This window comes from Mesorhizobium sp. WSM4817 (assembly GCF_055811135.1).
The window spans coordinates 251,821-275,987 of sequence record NZ_JBVVQQ010000006.1 but is presented as its reverse complement, the minus strand read 5'-3'; the positions used below and the strand labels follow the sequence as shown (position 1 = coordinate 275,987).

General features: G+C 63.4%; 23 protein-coding genes and 1 pseudogene. 11 read left to right on the top strand and 13 right to left on the bottom strand.

Annotated elements, in window-relative coordinates; all coding sequences use genetic code 11:
- The first annotated feature begins 190 nt into the window (after positions 1-190).
- From AC0L2K_RS11790 to AC0L2K_RS11780, 3 genes are read left to right on the top strand one after another with little or no spacing between them, the layout of a single operon-like run.
- Positions 191-775, top strand: coding sequence for a TRAP transporter small permease subunit (locus AC0L2K_RS11790; protein WP_023796806.1), 585 nt, complete (start codon positions 191-193; stop codon positions 773-775).
- Complete coding sequence (locus tag AC0L2K_RS11785) at positions 775-2,544, top strand: TRAP transporter large permease (protein WP_473531432.1); 1,770 nt, start codon at positions 775-777, stop codon at positions 2,542-2,544. Before AC0L2K_RS11790 ends, AC0L2K_RS11785 begins: the two co-directional genes overlap by 1 nt.
- A 19-nt stretch (positions 2,545-2,563) precedes the next feature.
- Positions 2,564-3,586: a zinc-dependent alcohol dehydrogenase family protein gene (locus tag AC0L2K_RS11780; RefSeq protein ID WP_473531408.1), complete on the top strand. Its 1,023-nt coding sequence runs from the start codon at positions 2,564-2,566 to the stop codon at positions 3,584-3,586.
- A gap of 61 nt (positions 3,587-3,647) precedes the next feature.
- On the opposite strand, the gene AC0L2K_RS11775 is transcribed toward AC0L2K_RS11780, so the two are convergent.
- Entirely contained in the window at positions 3,648-4,757 is a 1,110-nt protein-coding gene (locus AC0L2K_RS11775; protein ID WP_473531407.1) for a TRAP transporter substrate-binding protein, read from the bottom strand.
- A gap of 287 nt (positions 4,758-5,044) precedes the next feature.
- Between AC0L2K_RS11775 and AC0L2K_RS11770 the strand changes: the two genes are divergently transcribed.
- Positions 5,045-5,818 carry a gamma-glutamyl-gamma-aminobutyrate hydrolase family protein gene (locus AC0L2K_RS11770; RefSeq protein ID WP_419695744.1) on the top strand — a complete coding sequence of 258 codons (774 nt, stop codon included), beginning with the start codon at positions 5,045-5,047 and terminating at the stop codon, positions 5,816-5,818.
- Between the two features lie 17 nt (positions 5,819-5,835).
- Here the strand turns inward: AC0L2K_RS11770 and AC0L2K_RS11765 are convergent, their stop codons facing one another.
- The 5 genes and pseudogenes from AC0L2K_RS11765 to AC0L2K_RS11745 all read right to left on the bottom strand — a co-directional run bounded on the left by AC0L2K_RS11765 (position 5,836) and on the right by AC0L2K_RS11745 (position 9,003).
- Positions 5,836-6,228 (bottom strand): hypothetical protein, encoded by a 393-nt coding sequence (locus AC0L2K_RS11765; protein WP_473531406.1) that lies wholly within the window; start codon positions 6,226-6,228, stop codon positions 5,836-5,838.
- A gap of 82 nt (positions 6,229-6,310) precedes the next feature.
- The gene (locus AC0L2K_RS11760; protein ID WP_473531405.1) at positions 6,311-7,294 is read right to left on the bottom strand and encodes a 2-hydroxyacid dehydrogenase; all 984 of its coding nucleotides are present in this window, start codon (positions 7,292-7,294) and stop codon (positions 6,311-6,313) included.
- Complete coding sequence (locus AC0L2K_RS11755; protein WP_023796812.1) at positions 7,291-8,313, bottom strand: LacI family DNA-binding transcriptional regulator; 1,023 nt, start codon at positions 8,311-8,313, stop codon at positions 7,291-7,293. The genes AC0L2K_RS11760 and AC0L2K_RS11755 overlap by 4 nt, the downstream gene beginning before the upstream one ends.
- A 122-nt stretch (positions 8,314-8,435) precedes the next feature.
- Positions 8,436-8,528 (bottom strand): annotated as a pseudogene (locus AC0L2K_RS11750) (EamA/RhaT family transporter); the annotation flags it as partial.
- Positions 8,529-8,595: 67 nt separating this feature from the next.
- A complete protein-coding gene (locus tag AC0L2K_RS11745) occupies positions 8,596-9,003 on the bottom strand; it encodes a DUF2000 family protein (RefSeq protein ID WP_128168385.1) in 408 nt (135 codons plus the stop codon).
- Between the two features lie 35 nt (positions 9,004-9,038).
- Here AC0L2K_RS11745 and AC0L2K_RS11740 point away from each other — a divergent pair, with 35 nt between their 5' ends.
- Entirely contained in the window at positions 9,039-9,917 is an 879-nt protein-coding gene (locus AC0L2K_RS11740) for an AraC family transcriptional regulator (RefSeq protein ID WP_287246688.1), read from the top strand.
- A 16-nt stretch (positions 9,918-9,933) separates the two neighbouring features.
- On the opposite strand, the gene AC0L2K_RS11735 is transcribed toward AC0L2K_RS11740, so the two are convergent.
- Together AC0L2K_RS11735 and AC0L2K_RS11730 are read right to left on the bottom strand one after the other, a co-directional pair.
- Entirely contained in the window at positions 9,934-10,404 is a 471-nt protein-coding gene (locus AC0L2K_RS11735; protein ID WP_023796815.1) for a MarR family winged helix-turn-helix transcriptional regulator, read from the bottom strand.
- Between the two features lie 219 nt (positions 10,405-10,623).
- Complete coding sequence (locus AC0L2K_RS11730; protein ID WP_473531404.1) at positions 10,624-11,355, bottom strand: intradiol ring-cleavage dioxygenase; 732 nt, start codon at positions 11,353-11,355, stop codon at positions 10,624-10,626.
- Positions 11,356-11,550: 195 nt separating this feature from the next.
- Between AC0L2K_RS11730 and AC0L2K_RS11725 the strand changes: the two genes are divergently transcribed.
- The 5 genes from AC0L2K_RS11725 (at position 11,551) to AC0L2K_RS11705 (ending at position 17,591) form a co-directional block, all read left to right on the top strand.
- The gene (locus tag AC0L2K_RS11725) at positions 11,551-12,612 is read left to right on the top strand and encodes a CobW family GTP-binding protein (protein WP_473531403.1); all 1,062 of its coding nucleotides are present in this window, start codon (positions 11,551-11,553) and stop codon (positions 12,610-12,612) included.
- A gap of 257 nt (positions 12,613-12,869) precedes the next feature.
- A complete protein-coding gene (locus tag AC0L2K_RS11720; RefSeq protein ID WP_473531402.1) occupies positions 12,870-13,844 on the top strand; it encodes a WD40 repeat domain-containing protein in 975 nt (324 codons plus the stop codon).
- Between the two features lie 120 nt (positions 13,845-13,964).
- The gene (locus AC0L2K_RS11715) at positions 13,965-15,347 is read left to right on the top strand and encodes an aspartate aminotransferase family protein (RefSeq protein WP_473531401.1); all 1,383 of its coding nucleotides are present in this window, start codon (positions 13,965-13,967) and stop codon (positions 15,345-15,347) included.
- A 13-nt stretch (positions 15,348-15,360) separates the two neighbouring features.
- Complete coding sequence (locus AC0L2K_RS11710) at positions 15,361-16,782, top strand: glutamine synthetase family protein (RefSeq protein WP_128168392.1); 1,422 nt, start codon at positions 15,361-15,363, stop codon at positions 16,780-16,782.
- A 131-nt stretch (positions 16,783-16,913) separates the two neighbouring features.
- A complete protein-coding gene (locus AC0L2K_RS11705) occupies positions 16,914-17,591 on the top strand; it encodes a UdgX family uracil-DNA binding protein (protein ID WP_473531400.1) in 678 nt (225 codons plus the stop codon).
- Positions 17,592-17,594: 3 nt separating this feature from the next.
- Here the strand turns inward: AC0L2K_RS11705 and AC0L2K_RS11700 are convergent, their stop codons facing one another.
- The 4 genes from AC0L2K_RS11700 to AC0L2K_RS11685 all read right to left on the bottom strand — a co-directional run bounded on the left by AC0L2K_RS11700 (position 17,595) and on the right by AC0L2K_RS11685 (position 21,969).
- Entirely contained in the window at positions 17,595-18,860 is a 1,266-nt protein-coding gene (locus AC0L2K_RS11700) for a glycerate kinase type-2 family protein (protein WP_473531399.1), read from the bottom strand.
- On the bottom strand, positions 18,857-19,360 hold the full coding sequence (locus AC0L2K_RS11695) for a heme-degrading domain-containing protein (RefSeq protein ID WP_128168394.1): 504 nt from the start codon (positions 19,358-19,360) through the stop codon (positions 18,857-18,859). Before AC0L2K_RS11695 ends, AC0L2K_RS11700 begins: the two co-directional genes overlap by 4 nt.
- Before the next feature lie 75 nt (positions 19,361-19,435).
- Positions 19,436-20,749 carry a guanine deaminase gene (guaD, locus tag AC0L2K_RS11690; RefSeq protein WP_128168395.1) on the bottom strand — a complete coding sequence of 438 codons (1,314 nt, stop codon included), beginning with the start codon at positions 20,747-20,749 and terminating at the stop codon, positions 19,436-19,438.
- 2 nt (positions 20,750-20,751) lie between these two features.
- The gene (locus tag AC0L2K_RS11685; RefSeq protein ID WP_128168396.1) at positions 20,752-21,969 is read right to left on the bottom strand and encodes a urate hydroxylase PuuD; all 1,218 of its coding nucleotides are present in this window, start codon (positions 21,967-21,969) and stop codon (positions 20,752-20,754) included.
- A gap of 243 nt (positions 21,970-22,212) precedes the next feature.
- Here AC0L2K_RS11685 and AC0L2K_RS11680 point away from each other — a divergent pair, with 243 nt between their 5' ends.
- Positions 22,213-23,133: a LysR family transcriptional regulator gene (locus tag AC0L2K_RS11680; protein WP_023796825.1), complete on the top strand. Its 921-nt coding sequence runs from the start codon at positions 22,213-22,215 to the stop codon at positions 23,131-23,133.
- 21 nt (positions 23,134-23,154) lie between these two features.
- Here AC0L2K_RS11680 and xdhC read toward each other — a convergent pair whose 3' ends face one another.
- Positions 23,155-24,150 (bottom strand): xanthine dehydrogenase accessory protein XdhC, encoded by a 996-nt coding sequence (gene xdhC / locus AC0L2K_RS11675; protein ID WP_473531398.1) that lies wholly within the window; start codon positions 24,148-24,150, stop codon positions 23,155-23,157.
- Between the last annotated feature and the right edge of the window lie 17 nt (positions 24,151-24,167).

Sequence of the window (24,167 nt, the reverse complement as noted above, 5' to 3'; positions counted from 1 at the left end):
CCATCCCACAAGATTGTTTTACTCGGTCTGCCCTGTGTTGACCCGCCGGGCCACGCACGGCATACCGTTGGGCCACATCAAAGCGGCGGAAACAAGCGGGAATCGACGCGCCGCTAATTCTTTGAGTCACGCACCGTGCTTTCCGAAAATCGAGACCGATTTTCGGGCCGATGCGTAAAGGGAGGAATGTATGGCAGGGCTTCTCACTCTATCCAGAACCATTGACCGTGTGAACGAGTTCATCGGAAAATGGGTGTCGTGGCTGATCCTGCTGGCAGTCCTGGTCAGTGCCGCCAATGCGGTCATCCGAAAGACGTTCGACATGTCGTCGAACGCCTGGCTGGAACTGCAGTGGTATTTGTTCGGCGCCGCCTTCATGCTGGCCGCCGCCTACACGCTCAAGCAGAACGACCATATCCGCATCGACGTCGTCTACGGCATGTTCTCGCGCCGCGTGCAGCACTGGATCGACCTCTTCGGTCACCTCTTTTTCCTGATGCCGTTCGTCACGCTGATGGTGATCTATTTCGTTCCCTATGTGTCGCTGTCGTTTCGCAGCGGCGAAATGTCGAACAATTCGGGCGGGCTGATCATCTGGCCGGCGAAGGCGATCCTGCTGGCCGGCTTTTTCCTGCTCGCGCTGCAGGGCGTCTCGGAGATCATCAAGAAGATCGCCATCATGCGCGGCGACATGGACGATCCCACCCCGTTCATATCGGTGCATGAGCAGGCCGAACTCGAAGCCAAGGCGCTTGCCGAAGAGGTGCGCTCGTGATCGAGTTCATCGCCCAGAACATGGCGCCGATCATGTTCGCCTCGCTGGTCATCTTCCTGCTGATCGGCTACCCGGTCGCCTTCTCACTCGCCGCCAACGGCCTGCTGTTCTTCTTCATCGGTGTTGTGCTGTCACCCTATTCGGGCGGATCGATCAATCTCGCCTGGCCGCTGCTGCACGCGCTGCCGGACAATTTCTACGGCAGCCGGGTAATGTCGAACGACACGCTGCTGGCCATCCCGTTCTTCACCTTCATGGGCATCGTGCTCGAACGATCGGGCATGGCCGAGGACCTGCTCGATACGATCGGCCAATTGTTCGGGCCGATCCGCGGCGGCCTCGCCTATGCCGTGATCTTCGTCGGCGCGCTGCTTGCCGCAACCACGGGGGTGGTGGCTGCCTCCGTCATCGCCATGGGCCTGATCTCGCTGCCGATCATGCTGCGCTACGGCTATGACCGCCGTGTGGCATCCGGCGTCATCGCCGCGTCGGGCACGCTCGCCCAGATCATTCCGCCGTCGCTGGTGCTGATCGTTCTGGCCGACCAGCTCGGCCGCTCGGTCGGCGACATGTATGCGGGTGCGCTGATCCCGGGGATGGTGCTGACCGGCCTTTATATGATGTATATCGTGATCATGTCGATCATTCGGCCGAACTCGATGCCGGCGCTGCCACTTGAGGCCCGCACCCTCGGCCACGGTGTCCTGTCGCTGCTGGTCGCGGTGCTGGCGGCAATCGTGGTTTCCTACGCGGCCTATCGCTATCTGGCGCCCTCGCAGGGCCAAAACGCCGACATCCTTGGCGCCACCATCGGCGTGATCTCCATCTATGTCGTGGCAATCGCCGACCAGCGCCTGAAGATCAACATGATGTCGCGGCTGGCTCAGCAGGTGATCATCGTGCTGATCCCGCCACTGGCGCTCATCTTCCTGGTGTTGGGCACCATCTTCCTCGGCATCGCCACGCCGACCGAAGGCGGCGCCATGGGCGCTGTCGGTGCGCTGATCATGGCGGCGATGAAGGGGCGGCTGTCGCTGGACGTGATCAAGCAGGCGCTGGCGTCGACGACGCGGCTGTCGTCGTTCGTGCTGTTCATCCTGATCGGCGCGCGCGTGTTCTCGCTCACTTTCTACGGTGTCAACGGCCATATCTGGGTCGAACACCTCCTGACATCGCTGCCGGGCGGCGAGATCGGTTTCCTGATCGGCGTCAACATCCTCGTCTTCCTGCTCGCCTTCTTCCTCGATTTCTTCGAGCTCGCCTTCATCATCGTGCCGCTTTTGGCGCCGGCCGCCGACAAGCTCGGAATCGACCTGATCTGGTTCGGCGTGCTGCTCGGCGTCAACATGCAGACCAGCTTCATGCACCCGCCATTCGGCTTCGCGCTGTTCTACCTGCGTTCGGTCGCCGCCCGGGTGCCCTATCTCGATCGCCTCACCGGCAAAAAGATCGCGCCGGTAACCACCGGTCAGATCTATTGGGGGGCGGTGCCCTTCGTTTGCATCCAGGTGATCATGATCGGCTTGACCATCGCCTTCCCGCAAATGGTGATGCACTACAAGGGCACGGCAGCGGACCCGGGCACGATCGACTACCAGGTGCCGGAAACGCCGAGCCTGTCGCCGCTCGGCGTTCCGCCTGCGGATGGCGGCACGGCGCCGACTGCGCCTGCACCGGATCTGTCGCAGCCGCCGAATTTCGGTGAAACGCCGGCTGCCAAGCCGGCAGCGCCAGCGCCCGATCTGTCCCAACCACCGAGTTTCAATTGACGCCGGAGGCTCTACAGACATGAAAGCGGTGCGGCTGGAGGGCATCGGCAGCATCGCCCTTCGGGAGGTCGACAAGCCCGTGGCCGGGCCGGACGATCTCCTGGTACGGATCGAGGCCTGCGGCGTCTGCGGCACTGACCGGCATCTTTTCCATGGCGAATTTCCCTGTACGCCGCCGGTGACGCTCGGACATGAATTCTCCGGGATCGTCGAGGCGATTGGAACCGCCGTGTCCGGCTTTTCGGTCGGCGATCGCGTCACCGGCGATCCCAACATCGCCTGCGGGCACTGTCCGCACTGCCACGCCGGTCGCATCAATCTGTGCCATAATCTGGTTGCCATCGGCATCCGCCGCGACGGCGGCTTCGCCGAATGTGTCGTGCTGCCTCACAAGCAGGCCTTCCTCCTCCCGAAAGACCTGAGGCCGACGCATGGCGCGTTCTGCGAGCCGCTTGGCTGCTGCCTGCATGGCGTGGACCTGGCGCAGATCAGACCCGGCTCCTCGGTCGCCGTGCTTGGCGGTGGCGTGATCGGCCTGCTCACCGTGCAACTGGCGAGGCTTGCCGGCGCGACGACAATCATCCTGTCGACGCGCCAGGCCTCGCGGCGTGCCCTTGCAGAAGAATTGGGCGCAACAGCGACGGGCGATCCAACCGCTTGCGACATCATCGACACGGTCGTCGGTCCGTCGGGCCTCCTGCCGGGTGGTGTCGATGTGGTGTTCGAATGTGCCGGCGTAAGGGACACGGTCGAGCAATCGATGCGGCTCGCCAGGGCCGGTGGCACGGTTGTCGTCGTCGGCGTGATGCCTCAAGGCATGAAGGCCGAATTCGAGCCTTTCGACCTGTTGTTCCGGGAATTGAGGGTGCTGGGGTCGTTCCTCAATCCGTTTACGCATCGCCGGGCTGCCGATCTCATCGCCTCGGGTGCGATCGAGATCGACAAGCTCATCTCCCGGCAGGTGACGCTTGAGGATGCGGCTGCGGTGATCGCCAATCCGCCTGCGCCAGGCGAGGTCAAGGTGCTGGTGGTACCGGCCTGATCAGCAAATAGAATCGCTTCGGCGCCACGCGTCCGAAGAACGCGTGGCGCCGAAACTGTTGTCAGAGTTTGGCGGAGCGCTGCTGGACCATCATGAAGGTGTCGTAATTGTACTCGGCCACCTGCGCCCAGAGATAGTGCTCCTTGCGGAACGCCTTGATCGAGTCCCATATCTTCTTGAACGGCGCGTTTGAGGCTTCCATCTCGGCATAGACCTCGTTTGCCTTTTCGGAGCAGGCTGCCAAGATTTCCGGGCTGAACGGGCGCAATTTGGCGCCCGCGGACACCAGCCGCCTCACGGCCGCCGGATTCAGAAAGTCGTATTTCTGCAGCATGTTGGCGTCGGCGGCCTGCGCGGCGGTGCGCACCAGCGCCTTGTAGGCCGGCGAAAGCTCCTCGTATTTTGCCTTGTTGAACATCAGATGGACGGTCGGCCCGCCTTCCCACCAGCCGGGATAATAATAATTGGGCGCGACCTTGTAGAACCCGAGCTTCTCATCGTCATAAGGGCCGACCCATTCGGCGGCGTCGATGGTGCCTTTCTCCAGCGCTGGATAGATATCGCCGCCGGCGATCTGCTGCGGCACGACGCCGAGCCTTTCCACCACTTTGCCGGCAAAGCCACCGATGCGCATCTTGAGTCCCGAAAGGTCGGCGACGGTGTTGATCTCCTTGCGGAACCAGCCGCCCATCTGCACGCCGGTGTTGCCGCCCGGCAGGCCAAAAAGGCCCTGCGTGGCGAGAAACTCGTTGAACAGGTCGATGCCGCCGCCGTGGTAATGCCAGGCATTGATGCCGCGCGCGTTGAGCGAGAACGGAACCGCGGCACCTAGTGCCCATGTCGGGTCCTTGCCCCAATAATAATATGCCACCGTATGGCAGGCCTCGACGGTGCCGGCGGTGGTGGCGTCCGCGGCCTGCAGGCCGGGCACCAGTTCACCAGCGGCGAAGACCTGGACCTGGAAGTTGCGGTCGGTCGCCTCCGAAAGCATCCTGGAAAAGACCTCGGCGCCACCATAGATCGTATCGAGGGATTTCGGGAAGGACGACGCCAGGCGCCATGTCACTTTCGGATTGGTTTGGGCGATAGCCGGCGCGGCAAGCGCCGCCGTAGCCGCCGCAGCGCCGACACCGGTCACACCGGCCTTGCGGATGAATGATCGACGATCCATGAAGTCCTCCCTATTGGATCAACAGTCCGACGTTCGGGAGATGCTCTGTGCCCCGGATCGGCTTCGCGGCAAACAATACACGGGCAAGAAGTCGAGTCCAGCCATCGGAGCCGGTTTTGCCGGCGGCGTTTTCGCGAAATGCGCGGCGCGAACGCACCTCCTGCAACTTAAGTCTAACGCCCCTTCCGTGGCCCATGCGACATGCCGAACTTGTCATGGCAAAGCGCCTTCGGATCGCCTATTTTAAAGGCAGAACAATCCTTGCACTGAATGGACCCGGATCAAAAATGCAGCAGCCGCTTGTCGCCATATCGACCGACGTCCGCCAGTTCGACAACTACACCTGGCATGCCGCTCCGCAGCAATATCTGGAGGCGGCGCTTTCGGCGGCCGGCGTGTTCCCGGTGCTGGTGCCGTCCTTCGGCGACCGGCTCGATTTCGATGAACTCCTGTCATCGGTCGACGGCGTCATGATCACCGGCTCGAAGTCCAATGTTCATCCCTCGCACTATGGCGGCGATGCCAGCGAGGCCAACGGCCCCTACGATCCGGCCCGCGACGCCACGACGCTGCCGCTGATCCGCAAGGCAGTGGAGCGCGGCGTGCCGCTGCTCGCCATCTGCCGCGGCATCCAGGAGATGAATGTGGCGCTGGGCGGCACGCTAGCCACAGAAATCCAGGAGCGCGAGGGATCGCTGGACCATCGGGCACCGGCGAGCGACAATCAGGACGAACGCTTCGCCATCCGCCAGACCATTTCGATCAAGCCCGGAAGCTGCCTCGCCGGCGTGTTCGGGGCAGGCGACATCTTGGTCAATTCGGTGCACCGCCAGGCCATCGACCGGCTCGGCCCGAAGCTGCAGATAGAGGCGGTAGCCAGCGACGGCACGGTCGAGGCGGTTTCGGTGCGCGACGCCCGCGCTTTCGCCGTCGGCGTCCAGTGGCATCCCGAATACTGGGTCAAGTCGGACAGCGTCTCAGCAAGGATATTCCGCGCCTTCGGCGACGCGGTGCGCCTGCACGCCGCGGCGAAATCCGGCGCGTGGGCCGCCGCGGAATAGTTCGTCGGACGTCAACGTCAATCGCTGCCGGCCGCCAGCGACAGCAGCGGCAGGGCTGGTGCGTAGGATTCATAACCGTCGCCGTCGGCGACGCCGAAAGTGACGATCGGGTCGATGCCGTTCGCGCTGAAGGTGACCGTGCCGTCATCCTGCTCACGCCAGAATTTCGCGCGCTCGATGCCGGGCAAGACACGGTGGCAATTCGCAGTGACCGTCAACAGCGACAGGCCATGCGCAACCTCAGTGCCGCGCTTGACCGCGCAGGACGCTTCGTCGCCATTGGCCACCAGCCGGTAGTCGCCGGGCGACTGCGCTGACTCATCGGCTGTGCGGCCTTCGCCTCCGCTGTGAAACAGCTGAACGCTGCCGAACAGCGCGACCACCGCTATCAATGCAGCAAGTGCTTTCATCTGCGTTCTCCGGGTGTTTGGCGATAGATAAAGATGATTTCAAAGCGTTAAACCGTGGTTAACAAATAGGAAAGCGTGCCGCTCAGCTGCGCGCCTTGAGCTTTTCCGTTTCCGGCACCGGCGTCAACGCCCTCCCCTTCGAAAACCAGGAAATCAGATTGTCGACGCACAGATCGGCCATGGCGCGGCGGGTATGTTCCGAAGCCGAGCCGACATGCGGCAAAAGTGAAGTGTTGGGGGCGGCGAGCAGCGCCGGCGGCACGTTCGGCTCGTCAGCGAAGACGTCGAGCCCGGCAGCGGCGATGGTGCCGCCGGCAAGCGCCGCGGCAAGAGCTGCCTCGTCGACCGTGCTGCCGCGACCGATGTTGACGAAGACGCCATTCGGGCCGAGCGCCGACAGGATCTCGGCGTTGACCGCCTTTTCCGTCGAGGCGCCGCCGGGCGCCACCGAGATCAGCGTATCGACCGCCTCGGCAAGGCCTTTCAGCGTGCCGTGGTATTCGTAGGGCAAACCTTCGACCTGGCGCCGGTTGTGATAGGCGATCGGCAGCCCAAAGGCCTCCAGCCGGCGCGCAATGACGAGACCGATGCGGCCCATGCCGAAAATACCGACACGACGGCCGCGCAAGGTCAGCCGGCTTAGCGGATAGTTGCCGTTGCGTGCCCAACTGCCGTCGCGCAGCCAGGTCTCGGCGCGCGGCAGCTCGCGGACGGCGTTGATCAAAAGCCCGATCGCCGTATCGGCGACCTCCTCGGTCAGCACATCCGGCGTGTTGGTGACCATGACGCCGCGCTGCGCTGCGTGACGGGCATCGACCGAATCATAGCCGACGCCGAAATTGGCGATGATCTCGAGATTCGGCAGCGCGTCGATGAGGGCTGCGTTGATCCCGCCAAAGGCGGCAATGCCGCGCACCGTCCGGCGCATCTCGTCGGTGACCAGCGACGCATCAGGCCGTTCGATCCAGGCACGGCTGAACGTCCGGTCGATGCGGCCGACCGCGTGGTCGTTGAATTGGCCCGGCACCAGAATGGCGACTGCTTGCTGCTGTTCGGCTTTTGTCATGCACGTTCCACTGGTTTGCCGGTCGACTGGCGCACATGCAGTTCCGGCTTGATCAGTTCCTGCGACGGTCGCACCATCTGCCCATTGAGCTTGTCGAGCAGCGCGCTGGCGGCGCGGCGGCCAACTTCACGCTGGCCATTCCACACGGTGGTCAGCGCCGGCGTCGCGATCGCTGCTTCCTCGAGATCGTCGTAGCCGGTCACGGATATGTCAATGCCCGGCACGAGTCCGGCGCGTGCAATGCCGTTCATCAGGCCGATGGCGACGAGGTCGTTCCAGCAGCAGGCCGCGGTCGGCTTGTCCTTCAGCGCCAGGAACTGCCCGGCGGCCTCGAAGCCAGCCTGTTTGGTGCGCGGGCCGGGAATGCGCCAGGACGGCCTGACCTCCAGCCCTGCCGCCTCCATGGCGTTGAGATAGCCTTGATAGCGGTCGCGGCCGGTCGAGGTCTGGTCGGTGCCGCCGATCATGGCGATGCGTTTATGGCCGAGCGAGATCAGATGGTTGGTGGCTAGCCCGGTGCCATAGGCATCGTCGCCACGAAACACCGGCACGTCAGCGCCTTCGACGGTGCGTGCGATCAGCACCGCCGGCAGGCCGTTTTCCTCGGCCATGAAGATGTCTTCGGGCGGCGTGCCGATGGCCGGCGACATGATGACGCCGTCGGCGCCAAGCTGCAGCAGCGTGTCGATGAAGGTGCGCTGCTTTTCGAGCTGGTCGTAATGGTTCGACAGGATGAAGGTCTGCCGGCTGCGGTCGAGCTCGCTTTCGATCGAGCGCAGGATCTCGGCGAAGAAAGGATTCATGATGTCGTGGACGACGACGCCGACGATGCCCGAACGCGAGGTGCGCAGGCTGGCGGCGCGGCGATTGTAGATATAGCCGATGGCGCGGGCATGTTCCTTGATGCGATCGCGGGTGTTTCCAGCAACCAGCGGGCTGTCGCGCAGGGCCAGCGAGACCGTGGCCGTGGACACACCGAGCGCATCCGCGATCGTCGAAAGCTTGATCTTCTGTGCCAGCGCCTTGCGCTCCCCCGACGATCCAGAGCTGATCCATGATCTCCAGCGAAACCGGATGCCCGTTTTCGGGATCATGGTCTAAACAGTTTAAACGCGGCCTTATGCCACCCTTCCGAAACAAATCAAAGTTTTTTTGCCAGCGCATCCACCTCGACGTCGAGGGCAGCGCGGTTGCGCACGCGAAGCCGGTGCTCGCGATGAATGATATAAAAGCCGCGCTGGCGACGATGACGAGCACCTAGGACACCGAGCGTCAACAGGATGAACCAGTGTCGATATGCATCAGGGATGCATGCGGGCACCTTTGGTGATCTTGTCGACAAGCTTCTTTTCGGCGCGCAGCGCGATGCCGACGACCTTGGCATCATCGGGTGCGAATTCGGCAAAGACGGCGCGGTTCGCCGCGTCGTGGCCGGTCGAAAACATTTCGTCGACGTAGAGCGAGGTCGTCACACCGCGTTCCAGCGCCCGCCGGTGGATCGCACTGAGCGTCGAGCGATCGGCCGAAAGCACGATGATCGGCTGGATCGAGAGCGGATTATAGATATTGCCGGCGCGGTCGCGATACGGTTCGCCGATGATGTCGCTATACTGCGCGACGATGCCGCTGGTCAGGAACGCGGTTACGTTGAGCTTTTGCCAGACGGGAAGGTTATCCTGCAGCACGATTGCAAATTTCGTGTCGAACATGAGACATTTGCCATTCGAGGTTTGTGAATGAGGCGATGTCACACGGTCTAGATGGCGAGGCCTTTCAGGGTCTTGGACGTTTGTGCGTTGACGCGGCTGAGAACTGCGTCATCTCGGCGCCCGATTGCGTCGGAATGGAGCGTATCGAGGCCCGGTTCCACGGCAGCGCCTTCGATCTCCATCGTCACGATACCTACGCCATCGGCGTGACGCTGCATGGCGTCCAGACTTTCCGGTATCGCGGCGCGACGCATCACAGCCTGCCCGGCCAGATTATCGTGCTCCATCCCGACGAATTGCACGATGGCGGCGCCGGCACTGAAGACGGTTTGCGTTACAGGATACTTTATCTGGAGCCGTCCATCGTGCTGGACTGCCTCAATCAGACAGGCGCATCGCTGCCTTTCGTCAGGAATGCCGTGGTGACGGATCCTGTTTTCCGCACGCGGCTGCTTTCGGCGCTGGGGCCGTTGGACCAGAAGCTGGACGATCTGTTTGTCGCCGACTTCGTTGCGCAATTGATGCAAAGCCTGGCACGGCATTCAGGCCTGCCGGCGAAACCGATCCCAAGGACAGCGTGGCGGGCTGTTAGCCTGGCACGCGACTATCTGGAAGAAAATGTTTTCCGTACCGTCCGTTCCGAGGAGCTGGAGGCGATCACCGGGCTCGATCGCTATGCCCTGTCGCGGCATTTCCGTGCCGCTTTCTCCACCAGTCCGCACCGATTTCTCTTGATGCGCCGGCTTCAACGAGCACGCCGCATGATCGAGGCGAGCGAGTCATTGGCGCAGATCGCAATAGCGGCCGGTTTCAACGACCAAAGTCATTTCAGCAGGCACTTCAAGAAGGCGTACGGTGTCACGCCGGGCCGCTGGTCGGCATTGGTGCATGGATCGTCAGCAGCCGCTGCCTGATGGCGTCAGCCGCGGATCATTCGTCGGCGTCGATCTCGTCATCGACGAGAACCATCTCTCCGTTCGAGAGGTTCGCCTCAACGCGGGCGAGCAGCTTGAACAGCGCCTTCTGGTCCTTTTTATCGAGCCCCTTCAGCGCCTGCTTCTCGGTCTTCTTCACCGATTTCTCGATGGCATGAATGATTTCGCGGCCAGTGTCGGTCAGAAAGATATGGGCCTGGCGGGCATCGGCGGAAGAAGCGCGTTTTTCCAGAAAGCCTTGCGCCTGCAGCCGGTTGATGGTCTTGGTGATGGTCGGCGGGCGAACACCGAGGCGACCGGCAAGATTGCCGGGCGTCTGCCCGTCCTCACGGTCGAGCGCCAGCATGATCTGGTCCTGGCCGGCATAGAAGCCGTGCGCCAAAAGCCGCGCTGCGAGTGCCGTACGCGCCAGCCGCGCCGCCGAATGCAGCCGGCTCATTGTCGCAGTCTTGTCCGCCTTGGCCATGGCTATCCCTCTTCGGCCGAACCGGTGTGGACAGCATAGAGGCAGCCGCCCGGTTGGCAATGGACGATCAAAAAAGATCCGGCTTTGCAAAACAGCTTTGCCGGCAAGCAATGCGGTGTCCGCCGTGGCTAATGCCAGATGTTTATTTCAGTTAGATGACAAACGACTTTTCAGCGCAGGTGGTCGCGTTCGGAAGGAACGCCACACCCGATGCGGGACTCAATCAGCCCTCACCGCGACGATCATCAAGGCCTGGTAGGCGTCCGCCACCTCGCGCAGCGCCGCCTGCGAAAGCGGCCCGGCGCGCCGGGCGATACCATCCCTGGCGTTCGACGTATCCCGCTTGCCGGACCGGTCGGTGTAGGGCGCGACAGTGGTGAATATCTGTTCGCTCAGGCCGTCTGGGAAAAACAGCTGGCCGGTCATCACCGAATTGTCGTTGGGGAAGACTTTGAAATGGATGTGGGTGGTGCGGCCGCGATACCAGCCGGGATAGATGGTGGCGAACGAGACGATGCCGCTGTCATCGGTCTTTTGCCAACCGCGCAGAAAACTCTGCCCTGACGTATCGACATCCTGGCCGTCGCCTTGTCCCGGATAGCCTGAATAATGGCCTTGGGCGTCGCAATGCCAGATATCGACCCGCGCGCCGGCAAGCGGCCGGCAGCCTGCGTCGGCGACCTGCAGCCGCAGATTGAGGGCAACGCCCGCTTTGCCTTCGGTGATATCGGCGCGTTCGAGCTTCGGGTCGAAATAGAACGGGCCCTCAGTCGCTTCCGGTGTGATGGCGCAGACGCCGGCGCCGCTATCGAACAGGGCAAGGCCGGCATAGGGCGAGGCCTGCTGAGCCAGCGCGATGCCCGGCAGAAAGACACCGCCGCCCGCGCTAATAGCAATGAGGCCGAGCGCCTGGCGCCGGCTCAACGGCAAGGAGGACGCTTTGTCGGACATCCGGCGCCTCTTTTTGGTTTCTGTCGAGCAAGCTGGCTTGGTCTTATCTAGGCAGTGAGACCCGCCAACGCCAATGAAACCCGGCATGTTGGGAGAGCCCGGCAATGTTGGCGACCTGTTTGGCCCATCGGTTGCCACGTGCAAAAGCACAGCGTGCATCCTATATGGAGCCAACAATCCTTTTCGAGGCCCAACATGAGCGATGCACAGACGACGCAGATCCCCGTAACCGTTCTCACCGGCTATCTTGGCGCCGGCAAGACGACGCTGCTAAACCGCATCCTTTCGGAAAACCACGGCAAGCGCTACGCCGTCATCGTCAATGAGTTCGGTGAGATCGGCATCGACAACGAGCTGATCGTGGAATCCGACGAGGAAATCTACGAGATGAACAATGGTTGCGTCTGCTGCACGGTGCGCGGCGACCTGATCCGCGTCGTCGAGGGCTTGATGCGCCGGCCAGGCCGCTTCGACGCCATCGTGGTCGAGACGACCGGCCTCGCCGATCCGGTGCCGGTGGCGCAGACCTTCTTCATGGACGACGACGTGCGCTCCAAGACCAGGCTCGACGCGGTGGTGGCGCTGGTCGACGCCAAGCACCTGCCGTTGCGGCTGAAGGATTCCCGCGAAGCCGAGGACCAGATCGCCTTTGCCGATGTCGTCGTGCTCAACAAGACCGATCTCGTCACGCCGGAGGAACTGAGCAAGGTCGAGGCGACGATCCGCGCGATCAACCCGGCGGCCCGGATCCATCGCACCACGCGCGCCGGCGTGGCGCTGTCCGAGGTGCTCGACCGCGGCGCCTTCGATCTTTCCCGGGCGCTGGAGAACGATCCGCATTTCCTCGAGGCGCGTGACGACCACGACCATCATGATTATGATCATCATGACCATGACGGGCATCATCACCATGACGGTCATGACCACCATGATCACGCGCACCCGTCCGATATCCATGACGTGACGGTGCAGTCGGTGTCGTTGCGGGGCGGCGAGATGGACCCGAAAAAATTCTTCCCGTGGATCGAGAAGATCACCCAGATGGAAGGCCCGAACATCCTGCGCCTGAAAGGGATCATCGCGCTTAAAGGCGATGACGAGCGCTACGTCATCCAGGGCGTGCACATGATCATCGAGGGCGACCATCAGCGCGCCTGGAAGGACGGCGAGAAGCACGAGAGCCGGCTGGTGTTCATCGGCCGCGAGCTCGACGCCGAGCGGCTGAAGAAGAGTTTTGATGCCTGCCAGGCGGCTTGATTTCTAGGCCTTATAACGCTAGCGCTGCCGCTTCTCTCCTTCTCCCCTTGTGGGAGAGGGTGGCCGAGCGAAGCTCGGTCGGATGAGGGGGTGTTCCAGCTTGGCAACGACGGCATTCCGTCCAGCACCCCTCAACCGTCTTGGCGCTGCGCGCCAATCCACCTTCTCCCACAAGGGGAGAGGGAGAGCTGCACCTACCGGCGCTGGCCGCTCCCGCGCGGGTAGACGACCAGCCGAAATCTCGAATGGAATCTCCCATGCCGACAGTCGCCCCGCTTGATCTCCAGGGACATTGCATCGCCGCCGTCTTCCTTGGCGACGTGCCGCATTTCGCGCTGGCCGACGGCACGATCCATCGGCTGGACCATGGCCACAAGACGGCGCAGGCCAATGACGGGCTTCTCGCCGCCTTCCACGATGTGGCCAACGACCGGCTGATCACCGGCGGCGAGGACGGCAAGATTTTTTCCGTTACCGCCGGCGGCAATGCGGCAGAATTGGCAAGCGCCGGGAAGAAATGGATCACCAGCGTTGCCGCCGGACCACAAGGCGCCGTCGCCTATGCCTCGGGCAAGATCGCCTTCGTGCGTTTCTCCGACGGCAAGACCAAGGAATTCCTGCATCCGCGTTCGGTCGAGGGGCTGGCGTTCTCGCCCAAGGGCATGCGCTTCGGCGTCGCCCGCTACAATGGCGCGACGCTGCATTTCCCGGCGGCGAACGGCAAGCCGGTCGAGCTGGAATGGGCCGGCGCCCATACCGGCATCACCTTCTCGCCGGATGGCGCCTTCCTCGTCACCACCATGCAGGAGAACGCGCTGCATGGCTGGAAGCTCGCCGATGGCAAGCACATGCGGATGAGCGGCTATCCCGGCAAAGTTAAAAGCCTGTCGTGGAGCGCCAAAGGAAAATGGCTGGCCAGTTCCGGAGCCCCGGCGGCGATCGTCTGGCCGTTTTCGGGCAAGGACGGGCCGATGGGCAAGGCGCCGCTGGAACTCGGCACGCGCGGCAACGCCATGGTGACCTCGGTCGCCTGCCATCCGAGCCAGGATGTCGTCGCCGTCGGCTATGACGACGGCATGGTGATGGCGGTGCGTTTCGCGGACGCCAAGGAGGTGCTTCTGCGCCGACCGGGCAAGGGCGCCATTACCTCGATGATATGGGACAAGGAGGAACGCCGCGTCGCCTTCGGCAGCGCCGCCGGCGACTGCGGCGTCATCGATATTTCGGCCTAGGGCCGTAGAGGGCAGTAAGGGAGTAGGAACACATTCCCCTATTGCCCTCTGTCACTGAACCGCGCGGCCAATTGCGGTTCCGGCCGCCGATTGGCTAGAGTGACGCATGAGGGGGCATTCATGCATACAATCGACCATTCAAAGATGGCGATCGGTGGCATCAGCACTGCTCGCATCGCGGATCTGCGCGAGACCGAGGCCGAAGCCTTCCGCACGGCAAGGCCGAAATCGGCAGCCAAGGTCGGCAACGGCCTGCCGGGTTTCTTCGGCGGCGTGCCGATGCACTGGATGAACGACTGGCCGACGCCGTTCCCGATAATGGTCGACAGCGCCAGAGGCGCCACTATCACTGACATCGACAGCAATCGGCTCGATGATTTCTGCCTCGGCGACACCGGCTCGATGTTCGGCCACTCGCCGCCGCCGGTCGCCCACGCCATCCGTAGGCAGGCCGGACGCGGCCTGACCTACATGCTGCCTTCGGAAGATGCACTCGCCATCGGCCCGCTGCTGCAACAGCACTTCGGCCTGCCGTTCTGGCAGATTGCGACAACGGCGACCGATGCCAACCGCTTCGCGCTGCGCGTCGCCCGCGCCATCACCGGTCGGGGCAAGATCCTGGTCTTCAACGGCTGCTATCACGGCTCGGTCGACGAGACGATGGTGCGCCTGGTCGACGGCAGACCGGCCAACCGGCCAGGACTGGCCGGCGAATTCCGCGACCTGACCGGGGCGACCGATGTCGTCGAGTTCAACGATGTGCCGGCGCTTGAGACAGCACTCCGGGACCAGCAAATCGCCTGTGTCGTCACCGAGCCGGTGCTGACCAATTCCTGCATGGTGCTGCCCGATCCCGGCTTCCACAACGCGCTGCGGCGTCTCACCCGCGCCGCTGGCACCCTGCTTCTGATCGACGAGACGCACACGATCTCGACCGGTCCTGGCGGCTACACCAGGAAACACGGCCTGGAGCCGGACCTGTTCGTGCTCGGCAAGCCAATCGCCGGCGGCGTGCCAGCCAGCGTCTGGGGCATGAGCGATGGCGTCGCCACCCGCTATGCCGACTATGTCAGGACCAAGGAACCAGGCTATTCCGGCATGGGCACGACGCTCTCGGCGAATCCGCTGCAGTTCGCAGCGATGCGCGCCACGCTCGAAGAGGTGATGACCGACGAGAACTATAGCCATATGGACCATCTGGCGCGGCGGCTCGACGCCGGGCTGACCGCCGTCATCGACCGTTACCGCCTGCCTTGGCATGTTGCCCGAGTCGGCGCCCGCGTCGAGTTCATCTGCGCACCCGGCCCGCTGAGGAATGGCGGCGAGGCGGAAGCAGCGCACGCACCGGCGCTCGAAGCGGCTGTCCATGTCGCGCTGGTCAATCGCGGCGTGCTGATCGCGCCGTTCCACAACATCATGCTGATCTCGCCGGCGACCAGCGCTGCCCAAGTGAACCGCCTGATCACCGCCTTCGGCGCGGTTGCGGCAAGGCTCGCGGCATGAGACAAGCTTGCACATGAGAGAAGCGCACAAGCAAACTTTGAACGCCATCATCGCCTCCCCTTCGGGCTCAACGCCCGCCGAGGCGCATACCTTTCTCGACGCCCATCCCGAGATCGAAGCGTTCGACATCGTGCTGACCGATGCCAATGGCGTCGGGCGTGGCAAGATCGTGCGCCGGCACGAGTTGATGAGCATCTTCGAGGGCGGCAGGCATATGCCGATCTCGATCCTCGGCCTCGACATCACCGGCGAGGACGTGCACGAGACCGGACTGATCTGGACGACGGGCGACGGCGACCTGCGGGCATGGCCGATCCCCGGCACGCTGGTGCCGCTGTTCGGCACACAGCCGCCGCGCGGCCAGGTGCTGATGGCGATGTACCATCTCGATGGCCAGCCGATGTCCTCCGACCCGCGCCTGGCGTTGGGCCGTCAGGTGGAGATACTGGCGGCCAAGGGCCTGCATCCGGCCGGCGCCTTCGAGCTCGAATTCTTCCTGCTCGCCAACGAGCGCGACGCCGACGGCAAGGTGCAGCCGGCGCACGCGGTGCTCGACGGCCGCCGCTCGGCCAAGACAGAGGTCTATTCCGTCGACCATCTGCACGGCATGGAGCCGCTGTTTTCCGATATCTATGCCGCGGCCAGGGTGCAAGGCATCCCGGCCGAGACGGTCATTTCCGAATATGCGCCTGGCCAGTACGAACTGACGCTTAACTATCGCAAGGACGTGATGCGGGCCGCCGACGACCTCGTCATGCTGAAGCGGCTGGTGCGGGCGCAGGCGCGCCGCCACGGCGTCACTGCCTGCTTCATGGCCAAGCCGATCGAGAAATACGCCGGCTCCGGCATGCATTTCCATGTCTCGCTGCAGGACAAGGCCGGCAACAACGTCTTTGCCGAAGCCAGCGGCGAGACCTGGTCCTTGCCGCTGCTGCGCGGACTGGGCGGCCTCATCCAGACCATGGCCGAATCGATGCTGGTGTTTGCACCGCACGCCAATTCATGGCGGCGTTTCGTTTCGCAATCCTATGCGCCGGTGGCGCCGACCTGGGGCGTCAACAACCGCTCGGTGGCATTGCGCGTGCCGGCTGGCGACGCGAAAAACCGGCGCATCGAGCACCGGCCGTCGGGCGTCGACGCCAACCCCTATCTGGTGGCGGCAACCGTGCTGGCCGGCATCGTCAAGGGTCTCGATGAGGGCCTCGATCCAGGCCCCGAAACCACCGGCAATGGCTACGAATCAGCAATCACGCGCACCACCATGCCGGTGGACTGGCGCGCCGCGATCGAGGCGGCAAGGGCCTCGACATTCCTCAAAGCGGCGCTAGGGGAAGACCTGCACCGAACATTCGTGGCGATCAAGCAATCCGAATATCTGCGGGTGGCGCGCACGGTCAGCGAACTGGATTATCATCTCTATCTGCACGAGGTGTGAGGCATCGCATCGCCGGTCATTCGCCCAGCGAAAGCCGGGTCCCGGCTATTTGAAGGAACCTTTCTGGGGCTTCGCTCATTCCGCATCTGATCGCAGCAGCGGGCAAGGCCGCATAAGCCATGATCGCCAGGATGCAGACAAATTCTCCACACCACGCCAAGGTGCAGGCAAGACGCTGGCCCAAGCCTGAATTGCCTGAGACGGCAGAAGACGATGGCGCAAGCACCATTCCCGAACTCAGCGAAGTGGCGAAGGCCTGTCGCCGCTGCCCGCTGTGGCGCAACGCAACGCAGACCGTGTTCGGCGAAGGGCCTGACAAGGCCAAGGTGGTTTTCGTCGGTGAACAGCCAGGCGACCAGGAGGATCTGGCCGGCAAACCTTTTGTCGGTCCGGCCGGAAAAGTCTTCGACGCCATCCTGGACGATGCCGGCGTCGACCGGCTGAAAGTCTATGTCACCAATGCGGTCAAGCATTTCAAGTTCGAGCCGCGCGGCAAGCGGCGCATCCACTCGAAGCCAAATACCGGCGAGGTACGGGCCTGCCGCTGGTGGCTCGACAGGGAGCTCGATCTGATCAAGCCCAATCTGGCGGTGGCGCTCGGCGCAACGGCGGCGCAGTCACTGCTCGGGAAGGTCGTGCCGATCATGAAGATGCGCGGCGCGGTCGTGGATCGGGACGATGGCTTGCCTGTGTTCGTCACCATCCACCCGTCCTTCATCCTGCGTATTCGCGAGCCGGCGGACAAGCAGGCCGAACGCGAGCGGTTCCTGCAGGACATGAAGGCAGTGAAAAAGCTGATGGCCGCCTGACCCCTATCTGATCAGGATTGCCCTCAAATCATTGACGTTCGTCCCGGTCGGGCCGGGCACGAAGAGATCGCCGACGGCGTTGAATGCCGTCCAGGCATTGTTGCCCGCAAGCATCGCCTTGGCATCGACGCCTGCCGCCCGCATCCGCGACAGCGTCGAGCCGTCGGCAAAGGCGCCGGCATTGTCCTGCGAACCGTCGATGCCATCGGTGTCAGCGGCCAGTGCATGGGCACCCTCCATGCCGCTGATGCCGATGGCGAAGGCAAGCAGAAACTCGGTGTTACGACCGCCCTTGCCCTTCGCCCGCACGGTCACCGTCGTCTCACCGCCTGATAGAATCAGCACGGGCTTCGGGAAAGGCCGGTTGCGCGTCGCGACTTCACGGGCGATTGCCGCATGGACACCCCCAACTTCGCGCGCTTCGCCCTCGATGGAATCGGAGAGGATGGCCGCCTCGATGCCATGGCGCCTGGCTTCGGCCGCAGCCGCTTCCAGCGAGACGCCGGCCGAGGCGATCAGATGCACTTCGTTGCGCGAAAAACGCGGATCATCGACGCGCGGCGCATCGGCGGCCGGCGAATTGATATGCGCCATCACGGCAGCCGGCAGTTTCATGCCATAGGCGGCGATCGATGCCAGCGCCTCTTGGCGGTTGCCGGAATCGGGAACGGTCGGGCCGGAAGCGACAAGCGCCGGATTGTCGCCGGGAATGTCGGAGACGACCAGCGACACCAGCTTTGCCGGATAGGCAGCTGCCGCCAGCCTGCCGCCCTTGATGGTGGAAACATGCTTGCGGATTGTGTTCATGGCGGCGATCGGCGCGCCGGAGGCGAGCAGCGCCTCGTTGACGGCGATCTCGTCAGCCAGCGACAGACCTTCGGCGGGCGCCGGCAGCAGCGCCGAGCCGCCGCCTGAGATGAGCGCCACGACCAGATCGTCCGCGGTCAGCCACTGCACCTTTTCGAGCAGCCGGCGCGACGCTTCGAGCCCGGCGGCATCCGGCACCGGATGCGCCGCCTCGATGATCTCGATGCGCTGGCATGCCGCGCCATAGCCGTAGCGGGTGACGACCAGCCCTTCTATCGGCCCGTCCCACACTTTTTCGAAAGCCGCCGCCATCTGCGCCGAGCCTTTTCCTGCACCTATGACGATGGTGCGCCCTTTCGGCGTTGCCGGCAGATGATCCCTGATCGTCCTCTGGGGATCGGCGGCGGCGACGGCGGCATTGAAGATGGCGGCGAGGAAGGTCTTGGGATCGATCTCTGTCATTTTGCTTCCGGCGGCAGTGCCAGCTCGCGCCCGTCGACGCCGAGATGGCTGCACAGCGCATCGACGACGACGCCGTGATCCTCGCGCTCCGGCAGGCCCGAGACCGCGATCACACCGATCACACCGGCGCCCTTGACAGTGACCGGAAAGCCCCCGCCGGCCAGCACATAGTCCGATATGTCGAGCCCCTCGCCCGGCTTGAAGCTGCGGTCGGGACGCTGCTGCTCCAGCACCATGCGGTAGGTGCTTCTCAAAAACCGCCGCACCACGTTGATCTTGCGCCGCGCCCAATCCGGATTGGAGGCGTTCGAGCCCGGCATTGCCGCGTAAAACAGCGGCCGGTCGAAGGTCCTGATGTCGACGATGATCGGCAAACCCTGGGCCAGTGCCCGGTCGCGGATCGTCGAGCCGATCTTGAAGGCGACAGCTTCGTCAAAGACCGAGAAGACAAGCTCGGCTTCCTGTTTCTGGATCAGAGCGATATCGTCCGCAACGGCCATGTCGTTCCCCTATCAAAACGTCGCGGCACGCTTGACCGATGGCTGCCGCTGGGTCAAGCGGGACTTGTGGGATAGCTAAACCGCCATATCCGTCTTCATCGCCCGCCCGGCGACGTAGACCTCGCGCACGGCGCGGTCGTCGCCCAGCGTCTGCAGCAGAAACAGCTCCTCCGCCAGCGTGTCCGCCGTCTCCATCCGCAGCCGCATGGCCGGCGTGGCGCGGGCATCGAGGACGACGATGTCGGCATCGCTGCCTTGGTCGAGCGTGCCGATCTTTTCCACGATCGACAGCGCATCGGCATTGCCGCGGGTGAGCTGCCAGAACGACTGGAACGGATTGAGCTTCTCGCCGTTCAGCGCGATCACCTTGTAGCCCTCATCCATGGTGCGCAGCATCGAGTAATTGGTGCCGCCGCCGATATCGGTGGCGGTGGCGATGCGGAGTGGTTTTTCGCGGCGGCGGTAACGCTGATAATCGAACAGGCCCGAGCCGAGGAACAGGTTCGAGGTCGGACAGAACACGGCGACCGAGCCCGTATCCGAAAGCGCATCCGCCTCGCGTTCCGAAAGATGGATGCAGTGGCCGAACAGGCTTTTGCGCCCGAGCAGCCCATGGTGCTCGTAGACATCGGTATAGTCGCATGCCCGCGGGTAGAGTTGCAGCGTAAAGGCAATCTCGGCGTGATTTTCCGACAGATGCGTCTGCATGTGCAGATCGGGATGTTCGCGGCACAGCGCGCCCGCCATTTCCAATTGCTCGGGTGACGAGGTGATGGCGAAGCGCGGCGTGATGGCATAGTGCTGGCGCCCCTTGCCATGCCACTCCTTAATCAGCGCCTTGCTGTCGTCATAGGCCGATTGCGGCGTGTCGAGCACGCCCTCCGGTGCGTTGCGATCCATCATCACCTTGCCGGCGATGTTGAGCATGTTGCGGTGATGCGACTCGGCGAAGAACGCCTCGGCCGATTCCTTGTGCACCGAGCAATAGGCGGCGACGGTCGTCGTGCCGTGGCGCAGCATCTCGTCGAGGAACAGCCTGGCGATGCGGCGGCCGTGCTGGGCGTTCTGGAATTTGGTTTCCTCGGGAAAGGTGTAAGTATTCAGCCAGTCGAGCAGTTCGGCGCCGTAGGAGGCGATGACCTGCATCTGCGGAAAATGCGCATGCGGGTCGATGAAACCAGGCAGCAGCAAATGCGGACGGTGGTCGATCTTTTTTGCGCCTTCATCAGCCTTTTTCTCGACGTCGGCATAGGCGCCCGCGGCAACGATCCTGCCGTTGCGAAGCAGCAGGCCGCCGTCGTCCTCGTAGCGCCAGGCGGAATGGTCGTCGACGGTCTCAGGCCAGCGCAGGAAGGACAGCGTGCGGCCGCGCAGGAGGGTGCTGGTCATGCTTATTTCCCCGCCTCCTCGAACCATGCCACCAGCAGCGTCCGCTCCTTGTCGGTGATATGGGTGACGTTGGCGGGCGGCATCGCGTGGCTGCGGCCGGCCTGCAGGTAGATCTCGCGGGCCTGCCCGGCGATACCGGCGTCCGTGTCGAGCATCACACCTTTCGGCGCGTGATAGATGCCCTCGTAGGACGGCTCCTGCGCATGGCACATCGAGCAACGGCCAAGCACCGTATCGCGCACTGCGGGAAAATGCGCCGAGGCGATATAGACCTGTGCCGTCGAGGACGCCTTGACTTCGCCGGTCAGCACTTTCGGCGCGGTTGACAGCCAGATGATGACGACGAACAGGACGGCGGCAGCCAGCCAGATCCAGGTCGGGTTGCCCTTGCGCGCATGCATGGTGTTGAAATAGTGCCGGATCAGCACGCCGATGATGAAAACCAACGAGGCGATCACCCAGTTGAACTGGGTAGCAAACGCCAGCGGGTAGTGGTTCGACAGCATCAGGAAGAGAACGGGCAGCGTCAGGTAATTGTTGTGCAGCGAGCGCTGCTTGGCGATCTTGCCGTATTTCGGATCTGGCTTCCTGCCGGCGATCAGGTCGGCGACGACGATCTTCTGGTTCGGAATGATGACCATGAAGACATTGGCCGACATGATCGTCGCGGTGATGGCGCCAAGATGCAGGAAAGCGGCGCGGCCGGTGAACAGATGGGTAAGACCCCAGGCGATGAACACCAGCACGCCATAGAGCACCAGCATCAGGCCGGTGTCGCTCCTGCCAAGCGGCGAACGGCATAAGAGATCGTAGACCACCCAGCCGACGCCGATCGTCGCCAGCGACAGCAAGATGCCTGTAGGCACCGACATGGCAAGCACGTTGGGATCGATCAGGAAGAGGTCCGCGCCGGCATAGTAGACGACGCACAGCATGGCAAAGCCCGACAGCCAGGTAGCGTAGGATTCCCATTTGAACCAGGTCAGGTGCTCAGGCATTTCGGTCGGCGCCACGAGATATTTCTGGATGTGGTAGAAGCCGCCGCCATGCACCTGCCATTCTTCGCCGAAGGCGCCGACAGGCATGCCCGGACGCTGGCGCAAGCCGAGATCGAGCGCGACGAAATAGAAGGACGAGCCGATCCAGGCTATGCTGGTGACGACATGCAGCCAGCGCACGGCGAAACTCAGCCAGTCCCAGAAAATCGCAAAATCGATCATTGAAAAGTCGTCCCTGCCGATTGGGTGACTTTACGGACTGGAGCGCAAACGGAAAGGGCCGAGCGGCACGATGACTTTCAAAAAAAAATGGAAAATACTACAGCGCCGCGCGTCCCTTGGACGCGCAAAGGACGCTGTAGAACTCTTATCTGGTGCATGATCCTTTCCGAAAATCGATTCCGATTTTTCGGGGTCATGCACTAGGGTTATCCCTGCGCAGCCGCATGAGAGCCCCAAAGCCGCATGGCCTATCTCGACAACATCTCCGTCTTCGTTCGCGTCGTCGAGCTCGGCAATCTGTCGGCGGCGGGGCGCGACATGCGCATTTCGCCAGCGGTCGCCTCCAACCGCATCAAGGAGCTCGAAAAACATCTCGGTGTCAGGCTGTTCAATCGCACGACGCGGCAATTGATGCCGACCGAGCACGGCACGGTGTTCTACTCCGGCGCCAAGCAGGTGCTTGAGGCGGTCACCGAGGCGGAAGCCGCTGTCAGCGCTTTGTCCGGCCAGCCTCGTGGCACCATCAAGGTGACAGCGCCGCTTGGCCTCGGCCGGCGGCTGGTGGCGTCGGGAATCCCCGATTTCCACGACAAATATCCTGACATCGAGGTTCGGCTGAGGCTTTCGGACCACAATGTCGACATCATGAAGGAAGGCATCGACGTCGCGTTCAGACTGGGTATCATCGAGGATTCCAGCCTGAGAATGCGCGGCATCATGGAGTGCGAGCGGGTGCTGGTGGCGGCGCCGAAATATCTGGAGACGCGCGGCGAACCGACCGAGCCGCAGGAACTGATCGCCAGCAAACACGACTGCCTGATGCTGCGCTACGCCGGCGCGCGCGAATATGTGTGGACGCTGCAGACGGCCGACGGTCCGCGGAAATTCGAGGTGCACGGACCCTATGACACCGACGATGGCGACGTGCTGACCGGCTGGGCGCTGTCGGGCCGCGGCATCATCAACAAGCCGCGCTTCGAGGTCGAGCCGTTCATCCGGGACCGGCGTCTGAAGGTGATCCTGCCCGACACTCCACCGACGCCGGTGCAGTTCGCCGCCGTCTACCCGCACAAGAAGCTGCAGGACCCGAAGGTGCGGCTGCTGCTCGATTTCATGGCCGAGCGCTGCCAACGGCTGATCAAGGAAATTCTGGCCGGCAAATGAGCGTTGCTCGAATTCTGGCCGTCAGCCGGCCATTGCCTTGCCACGAGAGACGGGGTGCGGCGCGGCTCGCGCGCCAGCATGGGCGGCCAGTGCCGTCATGATCTCGGCCGCCGCCAAGGCCGCAATGACTTGCGGACGCTTGTCCTTGACCGCATCGCCGCCGATCGGCGAGACGAGGCCGGCAAATTGCGCCTCGCTGCCGTCCGCCGCCTTCAGGAACCAGTTCCTGAATGTCGCCTTCTTGGTCTTCGAGCCGATCATGCCGACATAGGCGGCATCCCGGCGTTTCAGTGCCTCGGCGACGATCAGGAAATCCAGTGCGTGGTCGTGAGTGAGGACGACGAATGCGGCGCCAGCCGAAGCCTTGCGCACCATCGCCTCGGGCATTGGCGTCAGGCTGGTTTCGACCCTGTCCGGCATGCCCTCCAGCGCCTCGGCCCGCGTCTCGACAACGACGACACGGACCGGCAGCAAGGCCACCGCCGAGGCCAGCGCCTGGCCGACATGGCCGCCGCCGAAGATGTAGACATGCGGCAGCTGCGCCTGCTCGGCGTCCGCCGCCGCGACCAGCTCTTGCGCCAACGCCGTGTCGACCAGCCGGATCAGCACCTCGACCCTGCCGCCGCAGCACTGCCCGATCTCGGGCCCGAGCGGGACATCGAGGGTAGCGCGGACATCCCTCCCCCTTGAGGGGAGGGTGGCGGCGAAGCCGTCGGGTGGGGTCGCCGCGCCAGTGCTCGACATTTTCTTAGGTCGCGTGCTTCCTCTACCGACCCCCTCTGGCCGCTCCGCGGCCATCTCCCCCTCAAGGGGGGAGAAAAGCAGCTGCCGTGCCTTATCGATCGCGATGAATTCGAGCTGGCCGCCGCCGATCGTGCCAAAAATCGCCGCGCCCGAGACGAGCATGAAGGCGCCCTTCTCGCGGGGCGTCGAGCCTTTGGTCCCGGCCACCTCGACCAGCGCGACACGGCCGGCGCCGCCAAGAAATGCTTTCAGGGTTTGCACTTTCGAGGTCATGTTTTTGCTTTCCCTAT

Coding starts and splice junctions, on each gene's coding strand:
- AC0L2K_RS11770 (WP_419695744.1), top strand. CDS start 5,045: ATGCAGCAGCCGCTTGTCGCCATATCGACCGACGTCCGCCAGTTCGAC.
- AC0L2K_RS11740 (WP_287246688.1), top strand. CDS start 9,039: ATGTCACACGGTCTAGATGGCGAGGCCTTTCAGGGTCTTGGACGTTTG.
- AC0L2K_RS11680 (WP_023796825.1), top strand. CDS start 22,213: ATGGCCTATCTCGACAACATCTCCGTCTTCGTTCGCGTCGTCGAGCTC.
- AC0L2K_RS11760 (WP_473531405.1), bottom strand. CDS start 7,294: ATGACAAAAGCCGAACAGCAGCAAGCAGTCGCCATTCTGGTGCCGGGC.
- AC0L2K_RS11725 (WP_473531403.1), top strand. CDS start 11,551: ATGAGCGATGCACAGACGACGCAGATCCCCGTAACCGTTCTCACCGGC.
- guaD (WP_128168395.1), bottom strand. CDS start 20,749: ATGACCAGCACCCTCCTGCGCGGCCGCACGCTGTCCTTCCTGCGCTGG.
- AC0L2K_RS11715 (WP_473531401.1), top strand. CDS start 13,965: ATGCATACAATCGACCATTCAAAGATGGCGATCGGTGGCATCAGCACT.
- AC0L2K_RS11790 (WP_023796806.1), top strand. CDS start 191: ATGGCAGGGCTTCTCACTCTATCCAGAACCATTGACCGTGTGAACGAG.
- AC0L2K_RS11705 (WP_473531400.1), top strand. CDS start 16,914: ATGCAGACAAATTCTCCACACCACGCCAAGGTGCAGGCAAGACGCTGG.
- AC0L2K_RS11685 (WP_128168396.1), bottom strand. CDS start 21,969: ATGATCGATTTTGCGATTTTCTGGGACTGGCTGAGTTTCGCCGTGCGC.
- AC0L2K_RS11700 (WP_473531399.1), bottom strand. CDS start 18,860: ATGACAGAGATCGATCCCAAGACCTTCCTCGCCGCCATCTTCAATGCC.
- AC0L2K_RS11730 (WP_473531404.1), bottom strand. CDS start 11,355: ATGTCCGACAAAGCGTCCTCCTTGCCGTTGAGCCGGCGCCAGGCGCTC.
- AC0L2K_RS11710 (WP_128168392.1), top strand. CDS start 15,361: ATGAGAGAAGCGCACAAGCAAACTTTGAACGCCATCATCGCCTCCCCT.
- AC0L2K_RS11765 (WP_473531406.1), bottom strand. CDS start 6,228: ATGAAAGCACTTGCTGCATTGATAGCGGTGGTCGCGCTGTTCGGCAGC.
- AC0L2K_RS11780 (WP_473531408.1), top strand. CDS start 2,564: ATGAAAGCGGTGCGGCTGGAGGGCATCGGCAGCATCGCCCTTCGGGAG.
- xdhC (WP_473531398.1), bottom strand. CDS start 24,150: ATGACCTCGAAAGTGCAAACCCTGAAAGCATTTCTTGGCGGCGCCGGC.
- AC0L2K_RS11775 (WP_473531407.1), bottom strand. CDS start 4,757: ATGGATCGTCGATCATTCATCCGCAAGGCCGGTGTGACCGGTGTCGGC.
- AC0L2K_RS11695 (WP_128168394.1), bottom strand. CDS start 19,360: ATGGCCGTTGCGGACGATATCGCTCTGATCCAGAAACAGGAAGCCGAG.
- AC0L2K_RS11735 (WP_023796815.1), bottom strand. CDS start 10,404: ATGGCCAAGGCGGACAAGACTGCGACAATGAGCCGGCTGCATTCGGCG.
- AC0L2K_RS11745 (WP_128168385.1), bottom strand. CDS start 9,003: ATGTTCGACACGAAATTTGCAATCGTGCTGCAGGATAACCTTCCCGTC.
- AC0L2K_RS11720 (WP_473531402.1), top strand. CDS start 12,870: ATGCCGACAGTCGCCCCGCTTGATCTCCAGGGACATTGCATCGCCGCC.